29 protein-coding genes and 3 pseudogenes are annotated in these 24,198 nt (G+C 65.1%); 15 read left to right on the top strand and 17 right to left on the bottom strand.

From position 1 onward, the window contains the following. Positions 1-130 precede the first annotated feature (130 nt). Together I554_RS0120305 and I554_RS0120300 are read left to right on the top strand one after the other, a co-directional pair. Positions 131-2,476, top strand: coding sequence for a xanthine dehydrogenase family protein molybdopterin-binding subunit (locus tag I554_RS0120305; protein WP_024578106.1), 2,346 nt, complete (start codon positions 131-133; stop codon positions 2,474-2,476). 17 nt (positions 2,477-2,493) lie between these two features. Further along, complete coding sequence (locus I554_RS0120300) at positions 2,494-3,294, top strand: xanthine dehydrogenase family protein subunit M (protein WP_024578105.1); 801 nt, start codon at positions 2,494-2,496, stop codon at positions 3,292-3,294. 349 nt (positions 3,295-3,643) lie between these two features. Here the strand turns inward: I554_RS0120300 and I554_RS0120295 are convergent, their stop codons facing one another. The 12 genes from I554_RS0120295 to I554_RS0120240 form a co-directional block, all read right to left on the bottom strand. After that, positions 3,644-4,426: a quinoprotein dehydrogenase-associated SoxYZ-like carrier gene (locus tag I554_RS0120295; protein ID WP_051373177.1), complete on the bottom strand. Its 783-nt coding sequence runs from the start codon at positions 4,424-4,426 to the stop codon at positions 3,644-3,646. A 22-nt stretch (positions 4,427-4,448) separates the two neighbouring features. Then, positions 4,449-5,030, bottom strand: coding sequence for a rhodanese-like domain-containing protein (locus I554_RS0120290; RefSeq protein ID WP_024578103.1), 582 nt, complete (start codon positions 5,028-5,030; stop codon positions 4,449-4,451). Then, positions 5,027-5,992 carry a quinoprotein relay system zinc metallohydrolase 2 gene (locus I554_RS0120285; RefSeq protein WP_024578102.1) on the bottom strand — a complete coding sequence of 322 codons (966 nt, stop codon included), beginning with the start codon at positions 5,990-5,992 and terminating at the stop codon, positions 5,027-5,029. The genes I554_RS0120290 and I554_RS0120285 overlap by 4 nt, the downstream gene beginning before the upstream one ends. Positions 5,993-6,055: 63 nt before the next feature. After that, positions 6,056-7,264, bottom strand: coding sequence for a pyrroloquinoline quinone biosynthesis protein PqqE (gene pqqE / locus I554_RS0120280; RefSeq protein ID WP_024578101.1), 1,209 nt, complete (start codon positions 7,262-7,264; stop codon positions 6,056-6,058). Further along, positions 7,261-7,575, bottom strand: coding sequence for a pyrroloquinoline quinone biosynthesis peptide chaperone PqqD (gene pqqD / locus I554_RS0120275; RefSeq protein WP_024578100.1), 315 nt, complete (start codon positions 7,573-7,575; stop codon positions 7,261-7,263). The genes pqqE and pqqD overlap by 4 nt, the downstream gene beginning before the upstream one ends. Positions 7,576-7,586: 11 nt before the next feature. Then, on the bottom strand, positions 7,587-8,351 hold the full coding sequence (gene pqqC, locus I554_RS0120270; RefSeq protein WP_024578099.1) for a pyrroloquinoline-quinone synthase PqqC: 765 nt from the start codon (positions 8,349-8,351) through the stop codon (positions 7,587-7,589). Further along, the gene (gene pqqB, locus I554_RS0120265) at positions 8,348-9,277 is read right to left on the bottom strand and encodes a pyrroloquinoline quinone biosynthesis protein PqqB (protein WP_024578098.1); all 930 of its coding nucleotides are present in this window, start codon (positions 9,275-9,277) and stop codon (positions 8,348-8,350) included. Before pqqB ends, pqqC begins: the two co-directional genes overlap by 4 nt. 40 nt (positions 9,278-9,317) lie before the next feature. Next, the gene (gene pqqA / locus I554_RS25760; RefSeq protein ID WP_012029362.1) at positions 9,318-9,398 is read right to left on the bottom strand and encodes a pyrroloquinoline quinone precursor peptide PqqA; all 81 of its coding nucleotides are present in this window, start codon (positions 9,396-9,398) and stop codon (positions 9,318-9,320) included. Positions 9,399-9,512: 114 nt separating this feature from the next. Then, positions 9,513-10,574, bottom strand: coding sequence for a LysR family transcriptional regulator (locus tag I554_RS0120255; protein WP_024578097.1), 1,062 nt, complete (start codon positions 10,572-10,574; stop codon positions 9,513-9,515). A gap of 90 nt (positions 10,575-10,664) precedes the next feature. Next, complete coding sequence (locus I554_RS0120250) at positions 10,665-11,813, bottom strand: acyl-CoA dehydrogenase family protein (RefSeq protein WP_024578096.1); 1,149 nt, start codon at positions 11,811-11,813, stop codon at positions 10,665-10,667. After that, the gene (locus I554_RS0120245; RefSeq protein ID WP_024578095.1) at positions 11,813-12,898 is read right to left on the bottom strand and encodes an acyl-CoA dehydrogenase family protein; all 1,086 of its coding nucleotides are present in this window, start codon (positions 12,896-12,898) and stop codon (positions 11,813-11,815) included. Before I554_RS0120245 ends, I554_RS0120250 begins: the two co-directional genes overlap by 1 nt. A gap of 155 nt (positions 12,899-13,053) precedes the next feature. Further along, positions 13,054-14,247, bottom strand: a complete 1,194-nt coding sequence (locus I554_RS0120240; RefSeq protein ID WP_024578094.1) for a D-amino acid dehydrogenase — start codon at positions 14,245-14,247, stop codon at positions 13,054-13,056. On the opposite strand from I554_RS0120240, the pseudogene I554_RS27655 reads away from it, so the two are divergent. Beyond that, positions 14,188-14,892 (top strand): annotated as a pseudogene (locus tag I554_RS27655) (TrbI/VirB10 family protein); the annotation flags it as partial. The gene I554_RS0120240 and the pseudogene I554_RS27655 sit on opposite strands and share 60 nt — an antisense overlap. A gap of 60 nt (positions 14,893-14,952) precedes the next feature. On the opposite strand, the pseudogene I554_RS27650 reads toward I554_RS27655, so the two are convergent. From I554_RS27650 to I554_RS26985, 5 genes and pseudogenes are all read right to left on the bottom strand, one after another. Then, a pseudogene (locus I554_RS27650) lies at positions 14,953-15,318 on the bottom strand (carbon monoxide dehydrogenase subunit G); the annotation flags it as partial. Positions 15,319-15,403: 85 nt separating this feature from the next. Beyond that, a pseudogene (locus tag I554_RS0120230) lies at positions 15,404-17,017 on the bottom strand (conjugal transfer protein TrbE); the annotation flags it as partial. Positions 17,018-17,026: 9 nt separating this feature from the next. After that, complete coding sequence (locus I554_RS0120225) at positions 17,027-17,290, bottom strand: VirB3 family type IV secretion system protein (protein WP_024578093.1); 264 nt, start codon at positions 17,288-17,290, stop codon at positions 17,027-17,029. Then, positions 17,290-17,625 (bottom strand): TrbC/VirB2 family protein, encoded by a 336-nt coding sequence (locus I554_RS0120220; RefSeq protein WP_024578092.1) that lies wholly within the window; start codon positions 17,623-17,625, stop codon positions 17,290-17,292. Before I554_RS0120220 ends, I554_RS0120225 begins: the two co-directional genes overlap by 1 nt. Next, a complete protein-coding gene (locus tag I554_RS26985; protein ID WP_244432803.1) occupies positions 17,622-17,774 on the bottom strand; it encodes a hypothetical protein in 153 nt (50 codons plus the stop codon). Before I554_RS26985 ends, I554_RS0120220 begins: the two co-directional genes overlap by 4 nt. Before the next feature lie 224 nt (positions 17,775-17,998). On the opposite strand from I554_RS26985, the gene I554_RS27390 reads away from it, so the two are divergent. The 12 genes from I554_RS27390 to I554_RS0120160 all read left to right on the top strand — a co-directional run bounded on the left by I554_RS27390 (position 17,999) and on the right by I554_RS0120160 (position 24,159). Then, positions 17,999-18,166: a hypothetical protein gene (locus tag I554_RS27390; protein WP_009337856.1), complete on the top strand. Its 168-nt coding sequence runs from the start codon at positions 17,999-18,001 to the stop codon at positions 18,164-18,166. Positions 18,167-18,313: 147 nt separating this feature from the next. Continuing rightward, entirely contained in the window at positions 18,314-18,562 is a 249-nt protein-coding gene (locus tag I554_RS27645) for an XRE family transcriptional regulator (protein WP_009337858.1), read from the top strand. A 119-nt stretch (positions 18,563-18,681) separates the two neighbouring features. Then, the gene (locus I554_RS0120200) at positions 18,682-18,942 is read left to right on the top strand and encodes a DUF2285 domain-containing protein (RefSeq protein ID WP_024578090.1); all 261 of its coding nucleotides are present in this window, start codon (positions 18,682-18,684) and stop codon (positions 18,940-18,942) included. 134 nt (positions 18,943-19,076) lie between these two features. Then, positions 19,077-19,364, top strand: a complete 288-nt coding sequence (locus I554_RS27640) for a DUF6499 domain-containing protein (RefSeq protein WP_081710824.1) — start codon at positions 19,077-19,079, stop codon at positions 19,362-19,364. Positions 19,365-19,368: 4 nt separating this feature from the next. Then, a complete protein-coding gene (locus tag I554_RS0120195) occupies positions 19,369-19,839 on the top strand; it encodes a DUF2285 domain-containing protein (RefSeq protein WP_343205833.1) in 471 nt (156 codons plus the stop codon). A 140-nt stretch (positions 19,840-19,979) separates the two neighbouring features. Beyond that, entirely contained in the window at positions 19,980-20,261 is a 282-nt protein-coding gene (locus tag I554_RS0120190; RefSeq protein ID WP_009337866.1) for a helix-turn-helix domain-containing protein, read from the top strand. Between the two features lie 18 nt (positions 20,262-20,279). Beyond that, positions 20,280-21,461: a replication initiator protein A gene (locus tag I554_RS0120185; RefSeq protein ID WP_024578088.1), complete on the top strand. Its 1,182-nt coding sequence runs from the start codon at positions 20,280-20,282 to the stop codon at positions 21,459-21,461. Continuing rightward, entirely contained in the window at positions 21,458-22,111 is a 654-nt protein-coding gene (gene parA, locus I554_RS0120180) for a ParA family partition ATPase (protein ID WP_024578087.1), read from the top strand. The genes I554_RS0120185 and parA overlap by 4 nt, the downstream gene beginning before the upstream one ends. Next, on the top strand, positions 22,108-22,851 hold the full coding sequence (locus tag I554_RS0120175) for a site-specific DNA-methyltransferase (protein ID WP_024578086.1): 744 nt from the start codon (positions 22,108-22,110) through the stop codon (positions 22,849-22,851). The genes parA and I554_RS0120175 overlap by 4 nt, the downstream gene beginning before the upstream one ends. Beyond that, entirely contained in the window at positions 22,848-23,102 is a 255-nt protein-coding gene (locus I554_RS0120170) for a hypothetical protein (RefSeq protein WP_024578085.1), read from the top strand. The genes I554_RS0120175 and I554_RS0120170 overlap by 4 nt, the downstream gene beginning before the upstream one ends. Continuing rightward, positions 23,099-23,617 (top strand): DUF2840 domain-containing protein, encoded by a 519-nt coding sequence (locus I554_RS0120165; RefSeq protein WP_024578084.1) that lies wholly within the window; start codon positions 23,099-23,101, stop codon positions 23,615-23,617. Before I554_RS0120170 ends, I554_RS0120165 begins: the two co-directional genes overlap by 4 nt. Further along, a complete protein-coding gene (locus I554_RS0120160) occupies positions 23,614-24,159 on the top strand; it encodes a S26 family signal peptidase (protein ID WP_024578083.1) in 546 nt (181 codons plus the stop codon). The genes I554_RS0120165 and I554_RS0120160 overlap by 4 nt, the downstream gene beginning before the upstream one ends. Positions 24,160-24,198 lie beyond the last annotated feature (39 nt).

Genomic DNA, 24,198 nt, shown 5'->3' with positions numbered 1-24,198 from the left:
TTTGTAAAGTCAGGTTTCGCGCGTTGGCGCTCCCGAGATTCGGAGCGATGCGCGGGCCACGCGAATTGAACCAGCGATCGGGCACGCGGCCTGTAACGGCGCGGCCTGCGATCGAACAAGGAGAGATCCCATGGGAGTGGAAGGCATCGGCGCAAGCGTACTGCGCAAGGAAGACCGGCGGTTCACCACCGGCAAGGGCCGATACGTCGACGACATCAAGCTGCAAGGCATGACACACGCGCATTTCGTGCGTAGCCCCCACGGTCACGCCAAGGTCAAGGGCATCGATTCATCGGCCGCGCTGAAAATGCCGGGCGTGGTCGCCGTGCTGACCGGGCAGCAGATCGTCGACGACAAGGTCGGCAACCTGATCTGCGGCTGGGCGGTGCATTCCAAGGACGGTACGCCGATGAAGATGGGTGCATGGCCGGCGATGGCGCCGGAGACCGTGCGCTTCGTCGGGCAAGCCGTGGCGGTGGTGATCGCCGAGACCAAGAACCAGGCGCGTGACGCCGCCGAAGCCGTGCAGGTCGACTACGAGGAACTGCCGGCGGTCACCAATCTCAAGGCGGCGATCGCCGGCGGCGCACCGCAACTGCATCCCGAGGCGCCCAACAATATCGTCTATGACTGGGCACTGGGCGACGAAGCCGCCACCAACGACGCCTTCAGCAAAGCGGCGAACGTGGTCAAGATGGACCTCGTCAACAACCGCCTCGCGCCCAACGCGATGGAGCCGCGCGCGGCGATCGCCAGCTACGACGAGGCGGAGGAGCACTTCACGCTCTACTCCACTTCGCAGAACCCGCACGTCGCGCGCCTCGTGCTCTCGGCATTCTACAACATCGCCCCGGAAAACAAGCTGCGGGTGATCGCCCCCGACGTCGGCGGCGGCTTCGGCTCGAAGATCTTCATCTATCCGGAAGAAATGGTGGCCCTGTGGGCCTCCAAGAAGGTCAATCGTCCGGTGAAGTGGACCGGCGACCGCACCGAAGCGTTCCTCACCGACGCCCACGGCCGCGATCACGTCTCCCACGCCGAAATGGCTTTCGACAAGGACAACAAGATCCTCGGCCTGCGGGTCAAGACGCTGGCCAATTTCGGCGCCTACATGTCGCTGTTCTCGTCCTCGGTGCCGACCTATCTCTACGCGACGCTGCTGTCGGGCCAGTACAACATCCCGGCGATCTATGCCGAGGTGATGGGCGTCTACACCAACACCGCGCCGGTCGATGCCTATCGCGGCGCCGGGCGGCCGGAAGCGAGCTACCTGATCGAGCGGATGATGGAAACCGCGGCGCGGCAGTTGAAGGTCGATCCGGCCGAACTGCGCAGCAAGAACTTCATCCGCCAGTTCCCGCACCAGACCCCGGTGATCATGGCCTACGACATCGGCGACTTCCAGGCCTCGCTGGATGCCGCGATGAAGTCGATCGACTATGCCGGCTTCCCGGCGCGCAAGGCCAAGGCCAAGAGCGAAGGCAAGCTGCGCGGCATCGGCCTGTCCTGCTACATCGAGGCCTGCGGCATCGCGCCGTCGAAGGCGGTGGGCAGTCTCGGCGCCGGCGTCGGCCTGTGGGAATCCGCCGAGATCCGGGTGAACCCGGTCGGCACCATCGAAGTGCTCACCGGATCGCACAGCCACGGCCAGGGCCACGAGACGACGTTCTGCCAGTTGGTGGCGGAACGGCTCGGCGTGCCCGTGAGCCAGGTCTCGATCCTGCACGGCGATACCGACAAGGTACAGTTCGGCATGGGCACCTACGGCTCGCGCTCGCTGGCGGTGGGCGGCTCGGCCATCGTCAAGGCGCTGGAGAAGGTCGAGGCCAAGGCCAAGAAGATCGCGGCGCATCAGCTCGAAGCGTCCGAGAGCGACATCGTCATCGAGAACGGCGAGTTCAAGGTGACCGGCACCGACAAGTCGATCGCGCTGCCGATGGTGGCGCTCGCCGCCTACACCGCGCACAACCTGCCGGACGGCATGGAGCCGGGCCTGAAGGAAAGCGCGTTCTACGATCCGTCGAACTTCACGTTCCCGGCCGGCACCTACATCTGCGAGATCGAAGTCGATGCCGGCACCGGCAAGACCGAGTTCGTCAACTTCGTGGCGGCGGACGACTTCGGGCGTCTCATCAATCCGATGATCGTCGAGGGCCAGGTCCATGGCGGCCTGACCCAAGGCATCGGACAGGCGCTGCTGGAAAGCGCGGTCTATGACGGCAACGGCCAGCTCATCACGGCGTCCTTCATGGACTACGCGATGCCGCGCGCCGACGACGTTCCGTCCTACAAGCTGCAACACACCACGACGCTGTGTCCGGGCAATCCGCTCGGCGTCAAGGGCTGCGGCGAAGCCGGCGCCATCGGCGCTTCGGCGGCGGTAATCAATGCCATCACCGACGCCATCGGCAACAACAGCCTCGAGATGCCGGCCACCCCCGACCGGGTGTGGCACGCCATCCAGGCCCGCGCATAAGACAAGGGAGACGCATCATGTACGAGACTCACTATCATCGCGCCTCCTCGGTCGACGACGCCGCGGCGCAGTTCGCCAACGGCAGCGAGGCCAAATATCTCTCCGGCGGGCAGACCCTGCTGCCGGTGATGAAACAGCGCCTCGCCGCGCCGTCCGACGTGATCGACCTCGCCAGGATTCCGGCACTGATCGGCATCGATTTCGGCAGCGACAGCGTCACCATCAAGGCGGCGACGACGCATTACGACGTCGCCACCAATACGGCCTTGCAGAAGGCGCTTCCCGCGCTGGCGGCGCTGGCCGGCGTGATCGGCGATCCGGCCGTGCGCTATCGCGGCACCATCGGCGGCTCGCTCGCCAACAACGACCCGGCGGCGGACTATCCGGCGGCGGTGCTGGCGCTCGACGCCACTGTGAAGACCAACAAGCGCAGCATCGCGGCGGCCGATTTCTTCAAGGGTCTGTTCTCGACGGCGCTTGAAGACGGCGAGATCATCACCGCGGTCACCTTCCCGATCCCGGCCAAGGCCGGCTACGCCAAGTTCCGTCACCCGGCCTCGCGCTTCGCGCTGACCGGCGTGTTCGTGGCGCAGACCAAATCGGGCGAGGTCCGCGTCGCCGCCACCGGCGCCTCGCAAAATGGCGTGATGCGTGTACCCGCCATCGAGCAGGCGCTCAAGGCCAACTGGTCGGCCGCGGCACTGGATGGCATCTCGGTTTCCGCCGACGGCCTGATGGCCGACCTCCACGGCGCTGCCGACTATCGCGCCAACCTCGTCAAGGTCATGGCCCAACGCGCCGTCAAGGACGCCGCGTAAAACAGCTCTCCCGCAGAGGACCACTCCGGCGCATCGCAAGGTGCGCCGTTTCTTTTTGGGATTTTCGTTTTTGAGTAAGACCGGACTCAATCCAATCTGTCATGCCCGGTCATAGGCGTTCCTCGAACGGCTACGGGCGAGCGAAGCGACGCCGTTCGTTGAACGGCTTTGCCCGGCGATGACGAGTTGTTGATTATCTGAACCAAACCAGCTTTTATCGTCATTGCGAGCGAAGCGAAGCAATCCAGAAAACTGTAAAGCAAGGACTGGATTGCTTCGTCGCTACGCTCTTCGCAATGACGATTCTAATCCAGATTCATCTATTCTGACCGCAGAAGCCAATGCTTCCTTATTTCAGCGCATCAAAGTGCTGCAAGAACTGCGCGGCCGAACTGTCCTGCACTTTCACTTCGACTTCGCCGTTCCCCTTCGGAGCATAGCTGAAAGCAATCGAGGGGTCCTCGCTCAACGAGATGCCGCCTTCCATATCGAATACCTTGGTGCCGCCGACGCTGACCGAGACGCGCTCCAGATAGCGCGCCGGCGTATATTCACCGCTCGCGTTCTGCTGCATGCCGCTGTAGTTCGGGTGGCTGATGAGCAATCGCGTCGGCACTTGCGCGAGGTCCGACGAGCGCTCGCGCCGCAACTGCATCTTGCCCATCCGCGCCAGCACATCGGCAGACGCCCGCGCATCCGGCGCGGAGCAGCCGCCCGCCGCCTTGATATAATGCGACACTGCATAGAGCTTGCCGTCTTCGGTCTCGGCGACCGCATGGATCAGCGTGTACTCGTTGACGCGCACCCGCATCTTGATGTCGTCACGCACGAAGGCCGGACCGAGCTTGAAGCGGCCGGCAAGCGGCATCGGATTGTTGTCGATGACCACCGATACCGTCGTGATCGGGCGGTCGCCGATCAACTCCACGCTGATCGGCACCAGCGCCGCGTTCATCGCCTGCTCGGGCACTTTCAATTTCAGCAGTGCGCTGCCGTCCTCGATGGCGCGTTCGCCGAAGATGTCGGTCGCCACGCTGCGCCAGCGCGCTTCACGCTCGGCCATCTCGTCGTCCGCCACCGCGCACGTGATACTGGATACCATCAGCAGCGCCACCATCAGCAATCGTTTCATCCGTGCTCTCCCTGATGACAACTCATTGCACGCCCGGCCCTTCCGGTTCGACCACCGCGGTCGGCAGCCCCGCATCCTGCCATGCCTCGATCCCGTCAGGATACCAGAATACGCGACGATAGCCTTCGGCGATCAGGCGCTTCGCGGCGTTCCAGCTCGCCCAGCAATCGGCGCGGCAATACAAGATTACCGGCTTGTCGCGATCGCCGCCCGTGAGCGCCGACAATCGCGCCTTCACGTAATCGGTCATCGCGGTTGCGATCACGCCGGAGCCCATGCCGGGAATCCAGACGCTACGCGGAATACCGTGATGCGGCACCGGCCGCCACGGCGACGCGAGATGTTCGGGGCGACGCGGCGCGGGAAACACATCGATCACGACAACCTGCTCGCGCTCCAGCAACGCCGCCAGCGCCCGGGTATCGATCACGGCGCCGCCGGCAATGGTGGCCGGCACCCGGCCGTTCATCGGCCCCTGCCAATAGCCCTCGGGCTCCGGCGGCGCGTCCGCCTGCGCGCGTACATTCACGACAGCGACCAGCATCACCGTCGCCGCAACGAGGCATAGCGTAAACGTGCGGCGCACAATGAATGACCGCCTCATTCCCATTCCAGCCGCCGATAGGCCTCGATCACGTTACGGCCGTTGTAGGCATCGAACATCGCCCAGTGCGACCGCTCCGACAGCGCCAGCGTGGTTGCGGCTTCTTCGATCGGCATACCTTTCGCGATCGCCGCGCGCGTCTCGTCGCGCAGCACCGTCAAGTAGCGTTCCAGCGGCGCCACCGCATCCCGCATCGGCACCAGCGGCGGACCATGGCCGGGCACCGCCTGACCCACACCCGAGGCGCGCATCGCTGCCAGCTCCTTCAGCCATCCCTTGAGATCGCCATCGAGCGACGGCGCCCGCCCGACGAACAACAGATCGCCGGCGAACAGAATTCCGGATTGCTTGTCGCGCACGCTGAGATCGCTGACCGTATGCGCCGGCTGATGCGCGGTCAGGATGAGACCACGACCGCCAAGATCGAGTTCGGCCGGCTTGTCCCTCGCCACCAGCATGGTCGGCATCACCACCTCGCCCACCTCCCCCGCGCCGAGAATTTTTTCGAGGCCCTCGCGATAGAACGCGCCGCGCGCGGCGAGTTGCTGCGGCAATCCGGCGTGACCGACAAACGTGGGCGCATCGTCCTTGAAGGCAGCAGCGCCGAAGACGTGATCGGGATGGACGTGCGACAGCACGACGTAGCGGATCGGCAGTTGCGTCCGCGCGCGGATCGCGAGGCGCAGACTACGACCGTCATGCAGACTGCCGCCGGGATCGATCACCGCCACGGCGTCGCGCCCGACGATGAAGCCGAGATTGGCGATGGCATCGAAATTGCCGGCGGTCGCATCCTCCGTGAGGCCCTGACGCACATGAATGCCGGGCGAGACTTCGACCATCGTTGCCGGCTGCGGCGCTCCCGCCGCTTCCGCGCGCAACCGCGACGGCACGCAGCACAGGCAGAGCCCGCCCACCAATGCCGCGCGACGGGACAAGGTCTTGTTGGTCGCGAAATCCATCACGCATGAGCCTAGCAGCGGCCCTGCCGCGTCAGATGCGTACTTTGGTCGTAGGTTCCGCGCTCAGCCGCTCCGATCGATATCGTCTTCCGGCGTGCCGCCCTTGAAGTTGCGGTAGATGAAGCGATTGACGTCGCGCGCGGCTTCCGTTTCCGCCATCTTGAATATCCGCTCGTGCATCGGCGACAGCGTGCAGGCCGGATCGGTATTGCCAGCATCGCCGGTCAACGCGAAGGCCTGACAACGGCAACCGCCGAAATCGATTTCCTTGAACTCGCAACTCCGGCACGGCTCCGGCATCCAGCCGGTGCCACGGTAGCGATTGAAGGCGCCGGAGTTCTGCCAAATCCAAGCGATCGAGTGATTGCCGCGCACCGACTCGAAATCGAGGCCGGTGATAGTTTCCGCCGCATGACATGGCAAAATCTTGCCGGTCGGCGAGATGTTGAAGAACTGCCGGCCCCAACCGCCCATGCACTTCTTCGGCCGCAACGCATAATAGTCCGGCACCACGTAATCGATGGCGAGGATTCCCTTCAGCCGCACCTCGGCCTCCTCGACGATGCGGCTGGTCTCCTCGATCTGTTGCAACGTCGGCATCAGGGCCGCGCGGTTCTTCAGCGCCCAGCCATAATATTGCACGTTGGCGACTTCGAGCCGGTCGGCATCGAGATCGACCGCCATCTGGATGATGTCGGCAAGCTGGTGCAGGTTCTGCCGATGCATCACAGCGTTGACGGTGAGCGGCAGATCGAGTTCGCGCGCCCAATGCGCCACCTCGATCTTCTTGGCGTGTGCATCCTTCATGCCGGCGACACGATCCGCCACCGCTGGCTCGTTGCCCTGGAAGCTGATCTGGATATGGCACAAGCCGGCATCGGCCAGCGCGCGCAGCTTGTCCTTCGTCAGCAGTACTGCCGATGTAATTAGATTGGAATAAAGTCCGACGTCGGTCGCGTGCTGCACCAGTTCCGCAAGATCCTTGCGCGCGGTCGGTTCGCCACCGGAGAAGTGGATTTGCAGCACGCCGATCTCGGCGAGTTCGCTCAACACCTTCTTCCACTCGTCGGTGGTGAGTTCGGTGTTGGCACGGTCAAGCTCTAATGGGTTGGAGCAGTACGGACATTGCAGCGGGCAGCGATGGGTCAATTCCGCCAGCACCGCGAGCGGAATGCCGAATGTCTCGGCGACCGACCCGCGCGACTCCAGTACGGCGAGACTGTCGACCGGCTCGCCTGCCACGTTCGTCACATTGGTCGGCGTCGGAGTCACGGCGCGGGCTCCTTCGCTTCGATCAGGAATCCCTTGTCGGCAAGGTCCTGCAACATCGCGACGACATCAGCGCCGATGTCGTCGCGCGGTGCGGCGTATTTTGCCGCCAATTGATCGAGCATGTCCGCAACACTACGCCCATCGCATAATTGCAAAACCTCGACCGCGATTTCGTCGGGGGCCAGCACGCGTTCCGGGGCGAGAATCACCCAGCGCTCGCGGGTCTTGTCGAATTTCAACTGCGCATGGCGCGGCAGAACCGGCCGGCTCGCTTCGGTCACGCTCAATTTCCGACTGCGCGATGCGGCCATGACGATGCCTTTCAGCCCGCCGCGGGAACGAAGGCGCCCGGCGGCACATGCCCGTCGACATAGGCATGATACAGCGCGTCGAGCTGAACCCAAAGCACGTTAGTCTTGAAGATCAGCGCATTGCAGACCGCTTCGCGTTCCGCCGGTGTCGCGGCGTGTGTCTTGACGTAGTCGAGCGCGAAATTGGCATCGCGCGGCGCCTGCGCAAGCCGGCGCTTGAAGTAGCTCATGATGTCCGGATTGACGAAATCGTAATGCGCCAGCATCCCGGAGATGCGTTCCTCATGCAGGTTCGGCGCGAACAATTCCGTGAGCGACGACGCGATGGCCTCCAGCGGCGTGCGGTCGCGGACGAAATGCACGTAGGCTTCCACCGCAAAGCGCGTCGCCGGGAGAATGCCTTCAGTCGATTCGACGTAGACTGTATCGAGCCCGAGACCTTCGGTGAGCTTGAGCCAGCGTTCGATGCCGCCTTCGCTGCCGCTATCGCCATCGTGATCCTCGATGCGATGCCGCCACTCCTGCCGTGTTTGACGATCGCGGAAGCGCGAGATCACCACCGCGTCCTTGATCGGGATCGTGCTCTGATAATAGTAGCGGTTGAGCGCCCAGGCCTGCACCTGCCCCTTGTTCAGTTTGCCGCCGTGCAGCAGGCGATGAAACGGATGCAGGTTATGATAGCGCCTCGCGCCGATATGGCGCAGCGCCGCTTCAAGGTCCTCGGCATTTTGCAGCGGCTTGTCCGCGATCAGCGAAAAAGCGGTGGTTGCAATCACAACGCGATCTCCATTCCGTCCGAAGCGATCTCCCATCCCGCCTGCCGCGCAGCTTTGCGCTCGGGCGAGTCGGCCAACAGCGCCGGATTCGAGTTATTGATATGCAGGAACAGCTTTCGCGCGATATTGAGCGGCGCGAGCGCGGCGATGGCGCCGTCCGCGCCCGACATCGCGATGTGTCCCATCGCCTGCCCGGTTTTGCTGCCGAGCCCCGCCGCGATCAGTTCGTCGTCCTGCCACACGGTGCCATCGAAGAACACCAGCGGCGCGCCCGTGATGCGTTGCGCCAGATCCGGCGTCACCCGCGCACAAGCGGCGAGATGATAGAAATACTGGCCGCTGCGTCGGTCGGTGACGCACAAGCCCAGCGTATCGCCGTCGGCGTTGTCGTCGCCGGGATGCTGTTGCCCTTCGAGATACCACGCGCGTTTGCCCGGCACGACGAACGGCAGAACTTCGAGCCCCGAGGGCGAACCGTCCGGCAACAACGGCTCGAAGGCGTGATCGGCCGAGATCGGCTCGCGCCGCACCAGCTTGTCGTTCAGCACGTTGAAGATGCTGTTGCTGGCCAGGATCGCCAACACCTGCCGATGGGCGTAAATCGTGAACGGCGAGCTTTCGCGCAGCGACAACAGACCCGCCACCGCATCGACTTCGCCATTGGTGAGAATGACGCCCGTGATCGGGCTGTGCCGGAGAGCGCCGGGCTTTGGGTGCAACTGCTTCGTCGCGGTGATTTGCTGCCGGATATCCGGCGAGGCATTGATCAGGAACCAATGTGCATCGTCGACGCTGACGGCGATCGACGATTGGGTGCTTTGCAACTCGGGGCGATCGTTCCGCGAAGCGCGGCACACCGCGCATCCGCAATTCCATTGCGGAACGCCGCCGCCTGCCGCGGCTCCAAGAACGACAACACGAAGCATGGCCTCGCCCCTGGACCCGGACAGGTCGTCGCGAAGCTGCTTACTTGCGGGCCGCGCAGGCGTACATGTTGATTTCCATGCCAACCGGCACTTCAACGATCTTCGGTGCTTTCCAGGCCATTTCCGTCTCCTAGATGGCGCGATTGCCACAAAATAAATCTACCTGCCGCCGCGAAGTTCGCCACCTATTCGGCGAATAGGAAACGCCTATTTCGCAACGCAGCAATTCTTCGCGTTACGCCTTATCGGCTTTGCGCAGGAACGGCGGCGTATCGAGCAGCGGCGGCATCTTGAAGCCTTCACCGGCTTCCCGCAGCGCATCCAGAAACGCGGCGTAGGGCTCAAGCCGCCGGTATTGCGACGGCAGCAGCGCCACGATCTGGCGCGGCGGCAGATCGACCCGATAAAGTTTCACGCCGTCGAGTGCTCCGGCCCCGACGACGGCCGACAAGGTCGGCGCGAGGCAAACTCCGAGTTCCGCCCGCACCAGCCGGATCGCGACCTCGAAGCTGCGGCAGCGGGCGATGACCCGATGGTCCGGCAGCATTTCGCCGAACCAGTTTGCGGTCTGCTTGGCATGAGGACTGCCGAACACGAACTGGATCACCTGATTGAGAATGGCGCGATCCCGCGCCCGCAGATCGCGGTTCGTCGGCTTCGACTTCGACAAGTCGAGGCGTTCGGGCACCACCAGAACGTAAGGGTCGTCGACGATGGGGATACGCTGGAAACCATCGCTCGCCTGCGTGATGGAGCTTGCGGCCACGAGGCCGATGTTGACGCGGCGGGTATTCAGAAGCTCGAGCACGTCGGCAGGCGCCTGTTCGTGGATATCGAAATCGACATCGGGAAAGGTCGCATGGAATCGCTGCATCGCGGCCGGCAGGATCACGCCCAGGATCGAGTTGACGCCGGCAAGGCGGATGGTGGCGCGCGCGCCGCCGGCCTGCTCGTTCAGGCTGTCCTCGAATTCGCCCATGCTGCGCAGCACGGCCTCAACTTTCGGCATCAGCCGCGCGCCTGCGTCGGTCAGTTTCAGTTGGTTCGAGCGACGGTCGAACAGCCGCGCACCGGAAATCGATTCAAGTTTCGACAATTGCTGCGACAGCGACGGCTGCGCGAGGCCGAGTTGCTTGGCGGCCTTGGTCAGCGTCTCGGCATGCGCCACGGTCCAGAAGACGCGAAGCTGGTGCAGCGTGATCTCCGGGCGACGCGACTTGGTCGCGGCCGAACTCAGATCGATCGGCACCACGATCTGGTCGATCGCGGCGGTCGGGCGTCGTTCCTCGTGTCTCATCCGGTCCTGCGCTGCTCCGCCAGTGTTGCCGATCAGGCTACACTGGCCGGCCTCGCGCCGCGAGGGGCCGTTGGAAGTAGACGCGCCTCCTCAGCGCAGGCCGAGGCCGCGAGCGATGATGCCGCGGAGGATCTCGCGGGTGCCGCCGCGCAGCGAGAACGAGGGCGCGGCGAGCACGGTGTAGTGCAGCGTGCGCGCCAGTTCGGCGGTGCGTTCCGAGCCGGGTTCGATCTCGACCAGCGAGCGGACGATATCCGGAATCTCCTGCTCCACCAGCGCGCCCAGATCCTTCACCACCGCCGCTTCCAGCGCCGGATTCTGGCCGTTCTGCAACAGCCACGCCACACCGCGCGAGAGCTGCCGCAGCACCACGAAATGCGATGCCAGCCGGCCGACCGCGATGGTCGCCTGCTCCGATGGATGGTCGCGTAGCACGCGGACCACTTCGGAGAACAGCACGAACGACGACAGGAAGCGTTCCGGGCCGGAGCGCTCATAGGCCAGTTCGCTGGTCACCTGATGCCAGCCGTTGCCCATCTCGCCGATCAGCGCCGACGATGGCACGAAGACATCCTCGAACGCCACCTCGTTGAAGTGTTTCGCGCCGGTGAGATCGGCGATCGGGCGGATGGTGATGCCCGGAGTCTTGAGGTCGACCAGCAACTGGCTGGTGCCGCCATGGCGATCGCTCGGGCTGCCGCTGGTGCGGCAGAACAGCAGCATGTAGTGCGCGCGATGGCCGAAGGTGGTCCACAGCTTGGTGCCGTTGACGCGGAAGCCGCCGTCGACCGGCTCGGCGCGGGTGCGCACGGCGGCCAGATCGGAGCCGGAATCCGGTTCGCTCATGCCGATGCAGCAGAACAGCTCGCCGGCGGCGATCTTCGGCAGCACGGTCCGGCGCTGTTCTTCAGTCCCGAACCGCAGCAGCAGCGGGCCGCTCTGGCGATCCGCGATCCAGTGCGCGGCCACCGGCGCGCCCGCCGCCAGCATCTCCTCGAGCACGACATAACGCTCCAGGCTGGTGCGCTCATGGCCGCCGTATTGCTTCGGCCATGTCATGCCGATCCAGCCGCGCTGCCCCATCTTGCGGGAGAAGTCGGCATCGAAGCCGCTCCACGATGCCGCGCGCACATGCGGCGGAATCGTTTTCAGTTCTTCGGCGAGGAAAGCACGCACTTCGCCGCGCAGCGTCTCGGCTTCCGGCATCACGGGCGGATTCGGAAAGGTGAAGAACGACATCATGCCCCCTGACCTGCACCGACCGACACAACAAACGGCCACAGCCCATCGGCGCCGGCCGCGATCGCCGCCTGCCCCACCACCTTGCTCCAGTAGCGCTCCGAGCCACATTCGTCGCGCCAGCCCCATAGCCGCCGCGTGAAGAAATGCAGACGATGCTCCTCGGTGAAGCCGATGGCGCCGTGCACCTGATGCGCGATCGGCGCGGCGATGCTGGCGGCCTCGCCGGCGCGCACCTTGGCCGCCGCGATCGCGATGACGTCGAGACTGTCGAACGCCGCGCTGGCAACATCGGCCGCGCCGCCACAGGCCGCGGCCTGCCCGGCGAGCACGGCGAGTTGCTGCTGGATCGCCTGCTGCTTGCCGATCGGCTTGCCGAACTGCACGCGCTCGTTGGCATAGCCGACGGTGATCTCCATGACCCGCGCCAGTGCGCCCGCCATCTCGGAGACGCGCAATGCTGCGAAGGCTGCTTTAAGCGATTGCGACGTCCAGTTCGCCGGCGCCGGCCGCACATCGTCGGCAGCGATTTCCGCATCGACGGCGGCATCATCCGCAGGAAGATTTGCGAACGACATCGCAGGTGCGATGCTGGCAACGCCACGCTTCAACCGCACCACGAACAGCTTGCTTTCGTGCCCGACCAACAGAACGATCGTCTCGGCATGGCGCGCCCACGGCACGCCAGCCGCACTGCCGCTGATCCGCCAGTTGCCGCCGTGCTTCGCCAGCGCAAACGCGCCGGTCTCCGCGACGACGACGGTTGCCGGTCCTTCGGCGACATCGAAGCCCGCTTCGCTCAATAGCCGATTGGCGAGCATGGTCTCCGCCAGCGGCACCGGCGCGGCGTGATAGCCTGCAATGCGCAGCAGCGAAATCGCCTCCGCCGACGCAATGCCGAAACCGCCGGCTGCCTCGCTCACCAAAGCCAGAGGGAAACCTGCGTCCTGCACCTTGGCCCACACAGCGTCCGGCCATTCCCCCTGCTCGACCGCGCGAACATCCTTCTCGTCAAACGACCCAAACAACCGACCGGCGCTCTCGTTCAGAAGCGCGCCCGTCTCGCCAGATTGCTGATCCGCCATCCTCAATTTCCAATCGCCATTGGTCGATGCAAGTTCGCCGCCGCATCCGCGACGCTTGAAATGTCATAAGCGTCGTCGGGCCAGGGATCAACGCCATCCATGCATGGCCCCCCGTCATCGAGCCGAGGCAACGCGGCTGGAAGCGGCGCTGGCGGCTACGTGTATCGCGCGACCGACAGATCGGCGGCGGGCACCTCCGGCACAACTCCGGCGATCTGATCGGCGACGACGCGCGCCGCGCCGCAGGCCATGGTCCATCCCAATGTGCCGTGGCCCGTATTGAGATGCAGATTCTCAAAACGCGTTGGCCCAATAATGGGCGGCCCGTCTGGCGTCATCGGCCGCAGCCCGCTCCAGAACGTCGCGCGCGACAGATCGCCGCCGCGCGGAAATAGGTCCGTCAGCGAGCGATCCAGCGGCGCACGCCGGCTTGGCCGCAGCCGAACCTGATAGTCACCGACTTCAGCGGTGCCACCGACGCGAATGCGATCGCCGAGTCGGGTGATCGCAACCTTGTAGGTTTCGTCCATGATGGTGGACTCCGGCGCCGCGTTCTTGTCCGTGATCGGGACCGTGAGCGAATAGCCCTTGACCGGATAGACCGGGATGTCGATGCCGAGCGGCCGCAGCAACAGCGGCGAAAAGCTGCCGAGCGCCATCACATAGACATCGGCCGCAAGCGCACCGCGATCCGTCGCGACCTGGGCCACGCGACCACCGCTCACGTCCACCGATTGGATCGTCGTGTCGTAAACGAATTTCACCCCGCGCTCGGCGGCGATCCGTTCGAGTCGCTGCGTAAATAGATGGCAATCGCCGGTCTCGTCGTCGGGCAAACGCAGGCCACCAACGAAGCGCTCGCGCACCGCGGCCAGCGCCGGCTCGACGCGGATGCAACCGTCGCGATCGAGCACCTCGTAAGGCACGTTATATTGCTTCAACACTTCGATATCGCCGCCGATCGCGTCGAGTTGCGCCTGCTTGCGGAAAAGCTGGAGCGTGCCCTGGCTGCGCTCGTCGTAACTGATACCGATCTCGGTACGCAGCGCGCGCAAGCAATCGCGGCTGTATTCAGCGATCCCGACCATGCGCGCTTTGTTCACGGCATAACGCGCGGCCGTGCAGTTGCGCAGCATCTGAAACATCCACCGCCACATCGCCGGGTCGAGTTGCGGACGCACCACCAGGGGTCCGTGGCTGTCCAGAATCCAGCGGATGGCCTTCAACGGCACGCCGGGCCCCGCCCAAGGCGAAGCGTAGCCCGGCGACACTTCACCGGCGTTAGCGAAGCTGGTCTCGGCCTGGTCGCGTCGATCGGCCTCGGCGGCGCCCTGATCTACGCGCTGCAAACCCGCGATGCCGGCCCCCGCAACGAGGAACTCTATTCCACCACCAATCGGCCCACGGCCGATGGACTCGCCGGACTGCCGCGCGACTACACCGGCCCGCGGCTTGGACCGCCGCTGCTAGGCGACCTGGGCCGCCCCATTCTGAGCGCGCAGGATCGTGGACAGCCAGTCGTGCCACCATCCATCCAGCCGACCGTGGATGCAGCCGAGCAGCGCCGGCTCGCCGAAGCGGAAGCAGCGCGCACGAGTCGCGTCTTTTTCCAGACGCAGGTGCGGACGGTGGCGGCCTCCACAGCGCCCGGCGGTGCCGCCACCACCGCGAATCTGACCGGCCTCGGGCTTCCCGGCCAGTTCACGCCGACGGTGCAAGAGCGCGCACAGGAGCGGCAGCTCGCCTTCCTCAATGCCGCCGCCGACCGCCGCACCGTCGCCCCGGATCGGGTGATGCCGCCGGCCTCACCCTACGTCCTGCAAGCCGGCGCGGTGATCCCGGCCGCGCTGATCACCGGCATTCGCTCCGATCTGCCCGGACAGATCACGGCGCAAGTCACGGAAAACATCTATGACAGCCCGACCGGGCGGATTCTCCTCGTGCCGCAGGGCACCCGCATCATCGGCCAATACGACAACGCCGTGCAGTTCGGCCATGGCCTGGGCGAAACGGTCGAAAAACTCGGCTGCGAGCCTCCGCGCGGTCGAGTCGATGAGGCGCCCGCCGAGCTGAGCGAGCTTGCCGCCAACGTCGGCCTTCACGGAGTAGCTGAGAACAGTCGCGCTCCCCTCCGGGATGAGCGAGACCCGGGCAGCCCCTTTCGCGAAACCGGCCGCGCCGCCCCTTCCTTCGCCGGTGATGGTATAGCCGTTGGGCGGATCGAGATCTGCAAGCTTCACATCGCCTTGGAATGACGCCTTGACGGGGCCGACCTTCAGGGTAACGGTGGCTGCCATCTCCGTATCCGACAGCTTTTCAATGCGCTCACAGCCCGGGATGCTCGCTTTGAGAATCTCGGGGTCGTTCAGCGCCTGCCAAACGCGCTCGCGAGAAGCCTCGATACGCTGCGAACCGGTCATTTCCATGAGTAAAGATCCCCTTGTGCTGATTTTGGTATGGGCGTGGGACGCACGAAGCCAGGTGCGCGGAAAAAGAACGACGCGTGCCCTCGCGCAGGAGGATGTCGACGATCCAGTCGGCGGCCCAGGCCCGTTCCGGAACGTGATGGATGAGCGCCAGCGGCTGGAGTTGAACGGATGTGGGTTCCGCGTCGTCGGTGAGCGAACCGCCGAGGTCCTGCCAGTCGCCGCCCATCGCCAAGGTTGCGGCGCGGATGCTGCCGCCGAAATCGAAGACGAAGACCTGTGAATTGCGATAACGGCGGAACTGGAGCGCCATCAGCGCCAGCAGGACCGACTTCCCCGCCCCTGTCGGCCCGACGATCATGGTGTGACCGACGTCGCCAACATGGAGCGCGAAGCGGAACGGGGTGGCACCCTCGGTCTTGGCGTAGAATAAGGGCGGCGCGCCGAGATGCTCGTCCCGCGCCGGCCCGGCCCAGACCGCCGACAGCGGCATCATATGCGCGAGATTCAGTGTCGAGATCGGCGGCTGGCGGACATTGGCGTAGGTCTGTCCGGGGATCGAACCGAGCCAGGCTTCGATGGCGTTGACGCCTTCGACGATGCAGGTGAAGTCGCGGGACTGGATGACTTTCTCGACCAGCCGCAGCCGCTCGTCGGCGACAGTGCGATCGGCGCTCCATACGGTGACGGTCGCGGTGACATAGACTTCGCCGACGTGGTCGGAGCCGAGGTCCTGCAAGGCCGCATCGGCGTCGGCCGCTTTGTTGGCGGCGTCGGTGTCCATCAACACCGACGCCTCGTTGGTCATCACCTCCTTCACGATGGCCGCGATCGATTTGCGCTTGGCGAACCACTGCCGCCTGATCTTTGTCACCAGCCGCGTGGCGTCGGTCTTGTCGAGCATGATGGCGCGCGTCGACCAGCGGTACACGAACGCGAGTCGATTCAAGTCGTCGAGGATTCCAGGGAATGTCGTGGTCGGGAATCCGATGACGGTGAGCGTGCGGACATGGAAGTCGCCAAGCCGCGGCTCCAGCCCGCCGGCGAGCGGCTGATCGGCCAGGAGCGCATCGAGGTGCATCGGCGTCTCGGGCACGCGCACGCGATGCCGCTTCGTCGAGATGGTCGAATGCAGGTAGGTCAGCGTCTCCGGATCATCGAGCCAGTCCGCTTCCGGCACGAAGCCTTCAACGAGATTGAGGACGCGGTCGGTGCGGTCGACGAAACCTTTCAGCAGCTCCCACGGATCGACGCCGCCGCGCTCGCGACCCTCGTAGAGCCAGGCTTCCATGCGCGAGGCTTCCTCGGCCGGTGGCAGCCAGACGAAAGTCAGGAAGTAGCTCGACTCGAACAGGACGCCCGAGTCCTCGAACTGCTCGCGGCGCTCGATGTCGAGCAGCGCGGGCGCAGGTTCCGGAAACAGGCTTTCCGGGTAGTCGGTGGCGGGATGACGCTGCGCCTCGACGAAGATCGCCCAGCCGGAGCCGAGCCGGCGCAAGGCGTTGTTGAGACGCGCCGTCGTGCCGACCAGCTCGGCCGGGGTGGCGCTGTCGAGATCGGGACCGCGAAAGCGCGCCGTTCTCTGAAAGCTGCCATCCTTGTTGAGCACGACGCCGGGCGCGACCAGAGCAGCCCAGGGCAGGAAGTCGGCAAGCTGCGCACTCTTTTTCCGGTATTCGGCGAGGTTCAGCATGGGCGCACCTCACACGTCCATGTGCGCGGGGTAGCGCAGGTGCCGGCGGCCGACGTCGACGAACTGCGCGTCGCGCTTCGCGGCCCAGACGGCCGCGAAATGCCCGATCGCCCAGATGACAAGACCCGCGATCCACAGACGCAGGCCGAGACCGACCGCGCCGGCGAGCGTGCCGTTGGCGATGGCGACCGTGCGTGGGGCGCCACCGAGCAGGATCGGTTCGGTGAGCGCGCGATGCACCGGCGCGAAGAAGCCGCGGACGTCTTCCTCCATCAGACCAGCGCTCCGCCGCCAAAGCTGAAGAAGCTGAGAAAGAAGGAGCTGGCCGCGAACGCGATCGACAGGCCGAACACGATCTGCACCAGCCGCCGGAAGCCGCCCGCCGTGTCGCCGAAGGCGAGCGTCAATCCCGTGGTGATGATGATGATGACCGCGACGATCTTGGCGACCGGCCCCTCGATGCTTTCGAGGATCTTCTGAAGGGGCTCTTCCCACGGCATGGAAGAGCCGGAGGCATGGGCGGGTGCCGCCATCAGCAGCGTGATGGTGGCAAGCGCTGTCGCCTCGGCAAGACGGTGGCGCACACGGGACAGGGAAAGTCGGATCATTCGGAGTCTCCTTTTGCGGCGTGTGAGGATGGGAGCAGCGCATTGAGCGTGCGGTAATCGCCCGTCGCTGGATCGAGCCCGTCGACATGGGCGATCTCAGTGCAGATGATCGAGGCCACCAGAATAAAAGCAGCGTCAGATTTCAGCATGATGACATGGCAAGGGTTTTCGGCTTCGGTCAGCGCGCACCACCCGCTCTTTGAGACGCAACCTTGGTTCAATCCCGGCCTTCCAAGGTCAACCCGCTTGGGGTCCGCTACGCGAGCGTGCGGTCGCGTCGGCTTTGCCTCCGCGATGACCCCGGCCGAGACCAAAACACTTCGGGCGCCTGTCGAGCGGGGAATGGTCCCCGCCTCCAAACAGGAGCCGGAAAATGTCCCTTGCAGATGCCCACGCCTTCGCCTTCAGCCTCGCTTCCACGCTTATGGTCTCCATCGTCATCTTCCGCGCCGGCGATGGCACGATGGGCGTGATGCCCGCAACCGAATATGATGGTGAGGATGATGCGATCGTCGACGAGATGGACCCGTTCGCCCCGTGAGGGGCGACATGGGGAAATCGGCGTTGGGCTGGCTTTTCCTTAAGCCGACCGAATCAGTTTCGGCCGTGTTGTCTGCGGTATTGTGCTGAGCGATGATTTCAGCTCGCATCTGGCGTGCGCGTAGGCCCGAGTGGGAGGTGATCATGCATGATCACCTCCCGACAATCACGGGCCGCGCGCGCGTTACTGGGGTGGACGCAGGAGACCCTTGCTGACAAGGCCCGCGTTGCGCTGACCGCCCTCAAGCGCCTCGAATCCGAAAACGGATTGCGGGTGCATGAGGGTACGCGCGATCAGGTTCGGCGGGCCATCGAAGCGGCAGGCGTTGTCCTCCTGACCACCGATCGCGGACAGGGAGTACTGCTTGTCGATGATCGCGAGGGTCGGAAAGGTTGATGGGTTGTGGGCCGGCGATGCCAGGACAGCATCGAGCGGTGCTCTTTCCAACGGTTATATTCCATCTTCAATTCCACTAGCTTCCGCCCGCCACACCGCCACACCAAGCGTGCCGCCCTATGATTGAGCCGTTCGAGGACATCGCCCCGTCCTGTCAGAATCTGACGAAATACGACAGAAAGCACGTCAAGCTTTATGTCCGCCTTCTCGACGCCGACGCCGATGGCGCCGACTGGCGGGAGGCTGTCGAAGTGCTGTTCGGAATCGATCCTGCCAGCGAGCCCGACAGGGCGCGGCGTGTTCACAACAGCCATCTCCAGCGCGCCCGCTGGATGACGCATACCGGCTATCGCCAGCTTCTGCTTGGCCCGAGTAATTAATTGCAATTTAGAGATTATTTCGCAAAGGCGATGCCGCTACGGCATCGCCTAATGCCGTTGACCAAGCTTCCATCACCTCTCGCGTGCGGCAATCATTTTCTGCTCGACCTTGATAAAACAGGGGAGGCGAAGGGATGCGGCCCGATACTTCTCGATGGAGAGAACACAGCAGTTACGACTACTTCGACAAGCTCGCGACCGAAGGCTTGGCGTGGGAGTGCTTGCGCCGGCACACACCCTATCAACATCAATATCAGGCACTCGCCAGCGCTCGGGAGGACACCGCGCCGCTTCCTGTAGAGGATCAGCGGCGTTGGGGGTTGCGGTTTCCCGGCGCGACCGAGTCTGTCTGCGCTCGCGCAAACCATCTTCTGGTCGCCGGCCGCCGCGCCGTCCGTGCTGACGTTTGCGTCCGCACCTGATCATTTGCCCGCCACGCCGACTCCTGAGCTGGTCGGGCTCCAATCGTTCCGCGACGGCCCCGAGGGCATTTACGCGGTCTATCCGGCCGACATGCCTGCACAGTTGCTTTTTCTTCCCGGCAGCGATCGCCGCGCGCTTGTCGCCCTGGTCCCGATCGACATCGATCTGCTCGATCGCGTCGATGCGCTGACCCGCTTCTGGCGTGCCCTCTACGGCCGCAAAGCCCTCGCCGACACCCGCTTGACGCGCCAGCAGCGCCGACGCCTGCGCCTGATGCTTCAGGCGGTCGACGGCCGCATGAACGGCGCAAGCTATCGCGAGATTGCCAGCGCGATCTACGGCGAGGCGCGCGTTACCGCCGATCCGTGGAAGACCTCGCCGTTGCGCGATTCCGTCATCGGGCTGATCGAGAGCGGCCTCGTCATGGTCGGCGGCGGCTATCTGAACCTCCTTCGGCATCGCCGTCGACCTTAGCCGGTCGATGCCTGGGCGAAGGGTGGGGATTTTAGCCCCCTCAACTTCCCCATCCCCCCTGACGCATTCCCTCCGCCACCGTGGTCGCCGTTCGCCCCTGAACCGCAGCGACCGTCCCTGACACCACGGAGGCCCGATCCATGCCACACGAACCCGTCGTTCTGCCGCCGCGCTTCCTGCGCACCAAGGAAGCTGCCGAATTTCTCAGCCTCTCCGCCCGAACCCTCGAAAAGCACCGGACCTACGGGACCGGCCCCGCCTATCGCAAACTCGGCGGCCGCGTCGTTTACGCCATCGACGATCTCGAAACCTGGGCCGCGCGCGGCTCCGTCACCTCGACGTCGGACCCGCGCGGTTCGGTCCTTCCCGCCAAACGCCACGCGCCCACGCAGCCGACCCACGCCGGTCGCTACGCACGCTGACCGCAACCGGACTTCTTCATGGCGGTGCGGCGTCGATCCCTTTCGGAGCGCGGACAACTCGATCTGTTCCGAGCACGCCCCGGCGACTTCGCGCTACGAGACGCGCAGGATCTCATGGCCTATCCGTTCTTCTCGCTCTCCAAATCCCATCGCGTTGCGCCGATCGATTTCGTCGCCGGCAACGTGACGATCCGCGTCGAGGCCGTGCCCGATCATGGCATGGCGACAATCTGGGACGCCGACATCCTGATCTGGGCGGCGAGCCAGATCGTCGAGGCGCGGGATGCCGGGCTTCGCACCTCGCGGCTGATGGCCGCCACGCCCTACGAAATTCTCACCTATGTCGGGCGCGGCACGTCGCTGCGCGACTACCAGCGCCTGAAGGCGGCGCTCGACCGGCTGCAATCGACGACCGTTGCGACATCGATCCGCCAGCCGGCGGAAGGCCGCCGCCATCGCTTCTCGTGGATCAACGAATGGCAGGAGCGCACCGATCGCAACGGCCGGCCGGAGGGCATCGAGCTGATCGTGCCGGACTGGTTCTACCAAGCCGTTCTTGACGACGCGCTCGTGCTCACGATCGACCGCGCTTATTTCGATCTGACGGGCGGCCTCGACCGCTGGCTCTACCGCCTGGTGCGCAAGCACGGCGGCCGCCAGCGCAATGGATGGCGCTTCGACTTTCGCCATCTCCATCAAAAGTCCGGCAGCCTGTCGCCGTTCAAGCGCTTTGCCTTCGAGCTGCGCGACATCATCCGGCGCCAGCCGCTGCCGGGCTACACGCTATTCCTCGAGGTCGAGATCGGCGGCCGGACGCTGCTCGCCTTCGAGCCGACGATGCGCTGTGGACAGCCTGTGGACGGGCTCGTGCTATCGGGAACCCGGACTATCGTGCTATCGGGAACCGGAGGCTCGTGCTATCGGGAACCCAAACCGAGTCTAACGGCCGAAGATCAAACACGAAATCGCGCCCTTAACTTAGAATCTAACATAGATTCTAACCTTGAAGAGCGCGCGCGCGATGTGGACAACCTCGCCCGCGACGCCGCCGGAAACCTCGGCATAGAGGCCGGCAAGGGCGCGGACCTCCCGCCCGCAACGACGGCGCCAACTCCGTCCCTCGGTAAAGACGACCTCTCGACCACCGATCACTCGGAAACACTCCATCGTCCTCGCGATCCGTCGGGAGGACGCCGATGATCGTCGCGCTGCTCAATCAAAAAGGTGGCGTCGGCAAGACGACGCTGGCGCTGCACCTCGCCGGCGCGTGGGCCGCGAGAGGACACCGCGTCACCCTGATCGACGCCGATCCTCAAGGCTCGGCACTCGACTGGTCGCAGCAACGCTCGCGCGAGGGCTTGCCGCGCGCCTTCGGCGTCGTCGGCCTGGCGCGCGACACGCTGCATCGCGAGGCCCCCGAACTCGCCCGCAATTCCGACCACGTCGTCATTGACGGCCCGCCGCGTGTCGCCGGCCTGATGCGCTCCGCGCTCCTCGCCGCCGACCTCGTACTGATCCCGGTGCAACCGTCGCCGCTCGACGGCTGGGCCTCGGCCGAGATGCTTTCGCTCCTCACGGAGGCTCGCATCTACCGGCCGCAACTCGCGGCGCGTTTCGTGCTCAATCGCTGCGCCGCCCGCACCGTGATCGCGCGGGAGACCGCCGAGACGCTGGCGGACCATGATCCGCCGGTGCTCGCCAGCACCATCGGCCAGCGCGTTGTCTTCGCCGACGCCGCGCAGACCGGACGTTTAGCCTCGGACATCGACAGCCGATCTCCTGCTGCACGCGAGATCGCCGCGCTCGCCGTCGAGATCGAGCGACTGCGCATCGGGAGGACCCCGCCATGACGGTCCTTACCGGCGACTGCCGCGAGATTATGCCGCCGCACGGTCCGTTCGACATGATCCTCGCCGATCCGCCCTATGGCGACACATCGCTTGCATGGGACCGGCGCGTCGAGGGCTGGATCGCGCTCGCGCGTGAGGCGCTCAATCTCACCGGCTCGCTGTGGGTGTTCGGATCGCTCCGTTGCTTCATGGCGACTGCGGATCGGTTCACTGAGGCGGGGCTGCGGATCGCGCAGGAGATCGTCTGGGAGAAGCAGAACGGCACCGGCTTCCACAATGACCGCTTCAAGCGCGTGCATGAGTTGGCCGTCCAGTTCTATCCCGCCGAGACGGCCTGGCGCGACATCTACAACGACGTCCAGACCACGCCGGATGCGACAGCGCGCACGGTTCGGCGCAAGCAACGTCCTCCCCACACCGGCCAGATCGACGCCGGCCACTATGTCAGCCACGACGGCGGGCCGCGCCTCATGCGGTCAGTCATCTATGTCCGCAACTGCCACGGTCGCGCGATCCATCCGACCGAGAAGCCGTCATCGCTGCTCGAAATTCTGATTCGTACCAGTTGTCCCGAAAGCGGCCTGGTCGGCGACTGGTTCGCCGGCTCCGGCTCCGCTGGCGAAGCCTGCCGGCTGTCCGGCCGGCGCTATCTCGGTTGTGAGATCGACGTCGCCATGGCCGAGCGCGCCTGCTCGCGCATGGCGGCCGTGCTGCCGTTCCATGACGCAGGCGCATCATGACGGCGCGCACGGAGAAGCGCGTCTTCGCGCAGCGACCCGCCGATCCCGATGGCTGGATCAAGGCCGGTGACACGCCGCCGGCCGGCTGCAGCGCGGCCGCGATCTATACGGCCCGGCTGACCATCGACGTCACCCCAGCCCTGCGCGGCCGCATCAAGGTCGCCGCCTTCAGCCGCAGCGTCACCGTCGCCGACATGCTGCGCGACCTGCTCGCGCGCGAATTCCCCGAAAAGTCAGGAGATCCCTCATGACCGGCAATGCGGCACGCCGCTCGCGCTGGTGTCCGTCGCCGGACGCACCAGCACCGTTCACCACGCTCGTACATCTGACATGGCGTCAGAAGACGATCGAGCACTGGATCAGGTTCGGCCACAAAAGCCACGAACAGATTCTCGATCGACATCGCAGCGTCGTCGGCTTCGCACCGAACAGCGTCTTCGCGTTCGTCCGCTGGGCCGCCAACGACTACGGCACGATCGTCTCGCGCATCGACATCGTGCGGGCCATCGGGCGCGGGGAGCCGTTCCAGACGCTGCCCTTCGTGCGTCCGGGCGGCGAAATCCTGCTCAAGGCGGAAAGCTGGCCCACGGTCGAGCGCGTGCTGCAGCACATCGACGCGATCGAGAGCCTCGGCATCGATCCCGCCGACGTCGATCCCGATCACTGGCGGCATGTCCACCATTGCCTGCGCGCCAGCGAACAGCCGTCCGCCTATACGCCGGCACGTCATGAGGCGTGGCTGATGCGCCGCCGGGTGACGCCATGACGCGCGTCAGTCTCTTCCTTTGCACGGCGCTCGCGTCGTTCGGCGTCGGCTATCCGGGCCTCACGCCGATGCCGATCAAGCTGATGTGGAACGCCTCGGCCAGTGCGCCGATCGGTTTCTACACGATCGACTTCGACGGTCTTTTCGAGGTCACGGACCTTGTGGCCATCGACGCGCCAGAGCCGCTCGCGGACTTTCTCGACAAGCGCGGCTACCTGCCCAAGGGCGTGCCGCTCCTGAAGCGCGTGCTCGCGGTTTCCGGACAGGTGGTCTGCCGGACGGGTCTCGTCATCACTGTCGATGGCGTCGACATGGGCCATGCGCTCGAACGCGATCGCGCCGGCCGCGATCTGCCCGAATGGCAAGGCTGCCAACGCATCCAGACCGGCGAGTTCTTCGCGATGAACTGGCAGGTCGAAGGCAGCCTCGATGGCCGCTACTTCGGCCTTCTCTCCACCGACCAGATCATCGGCCGCGCGGTCCCGCTGTGGACCGACGAGGAAGGCGACGGCCGCTTCGAATGGCGCGCGCCAACGCGGTGATCGCGCGCTCGCTGCGGGCTGTCCGAGTGGCCCGCATCA

It is taken from the genome of Afipia sp. OHSU_II-C1 (genome assembly GCF_000497575.1).
In the GTDB taxonomy this organism is placed as follows: domain Bacteria; phylum Pseudomonadota; class Alphaproteobacteria; order Rhizobiales; family Xanthobacteraceae; genus Afipia.
Note: the sequence above shows the minus strand (reverse complement) of the source record. Positions and strands in the feature narration are given on the sequence as shown.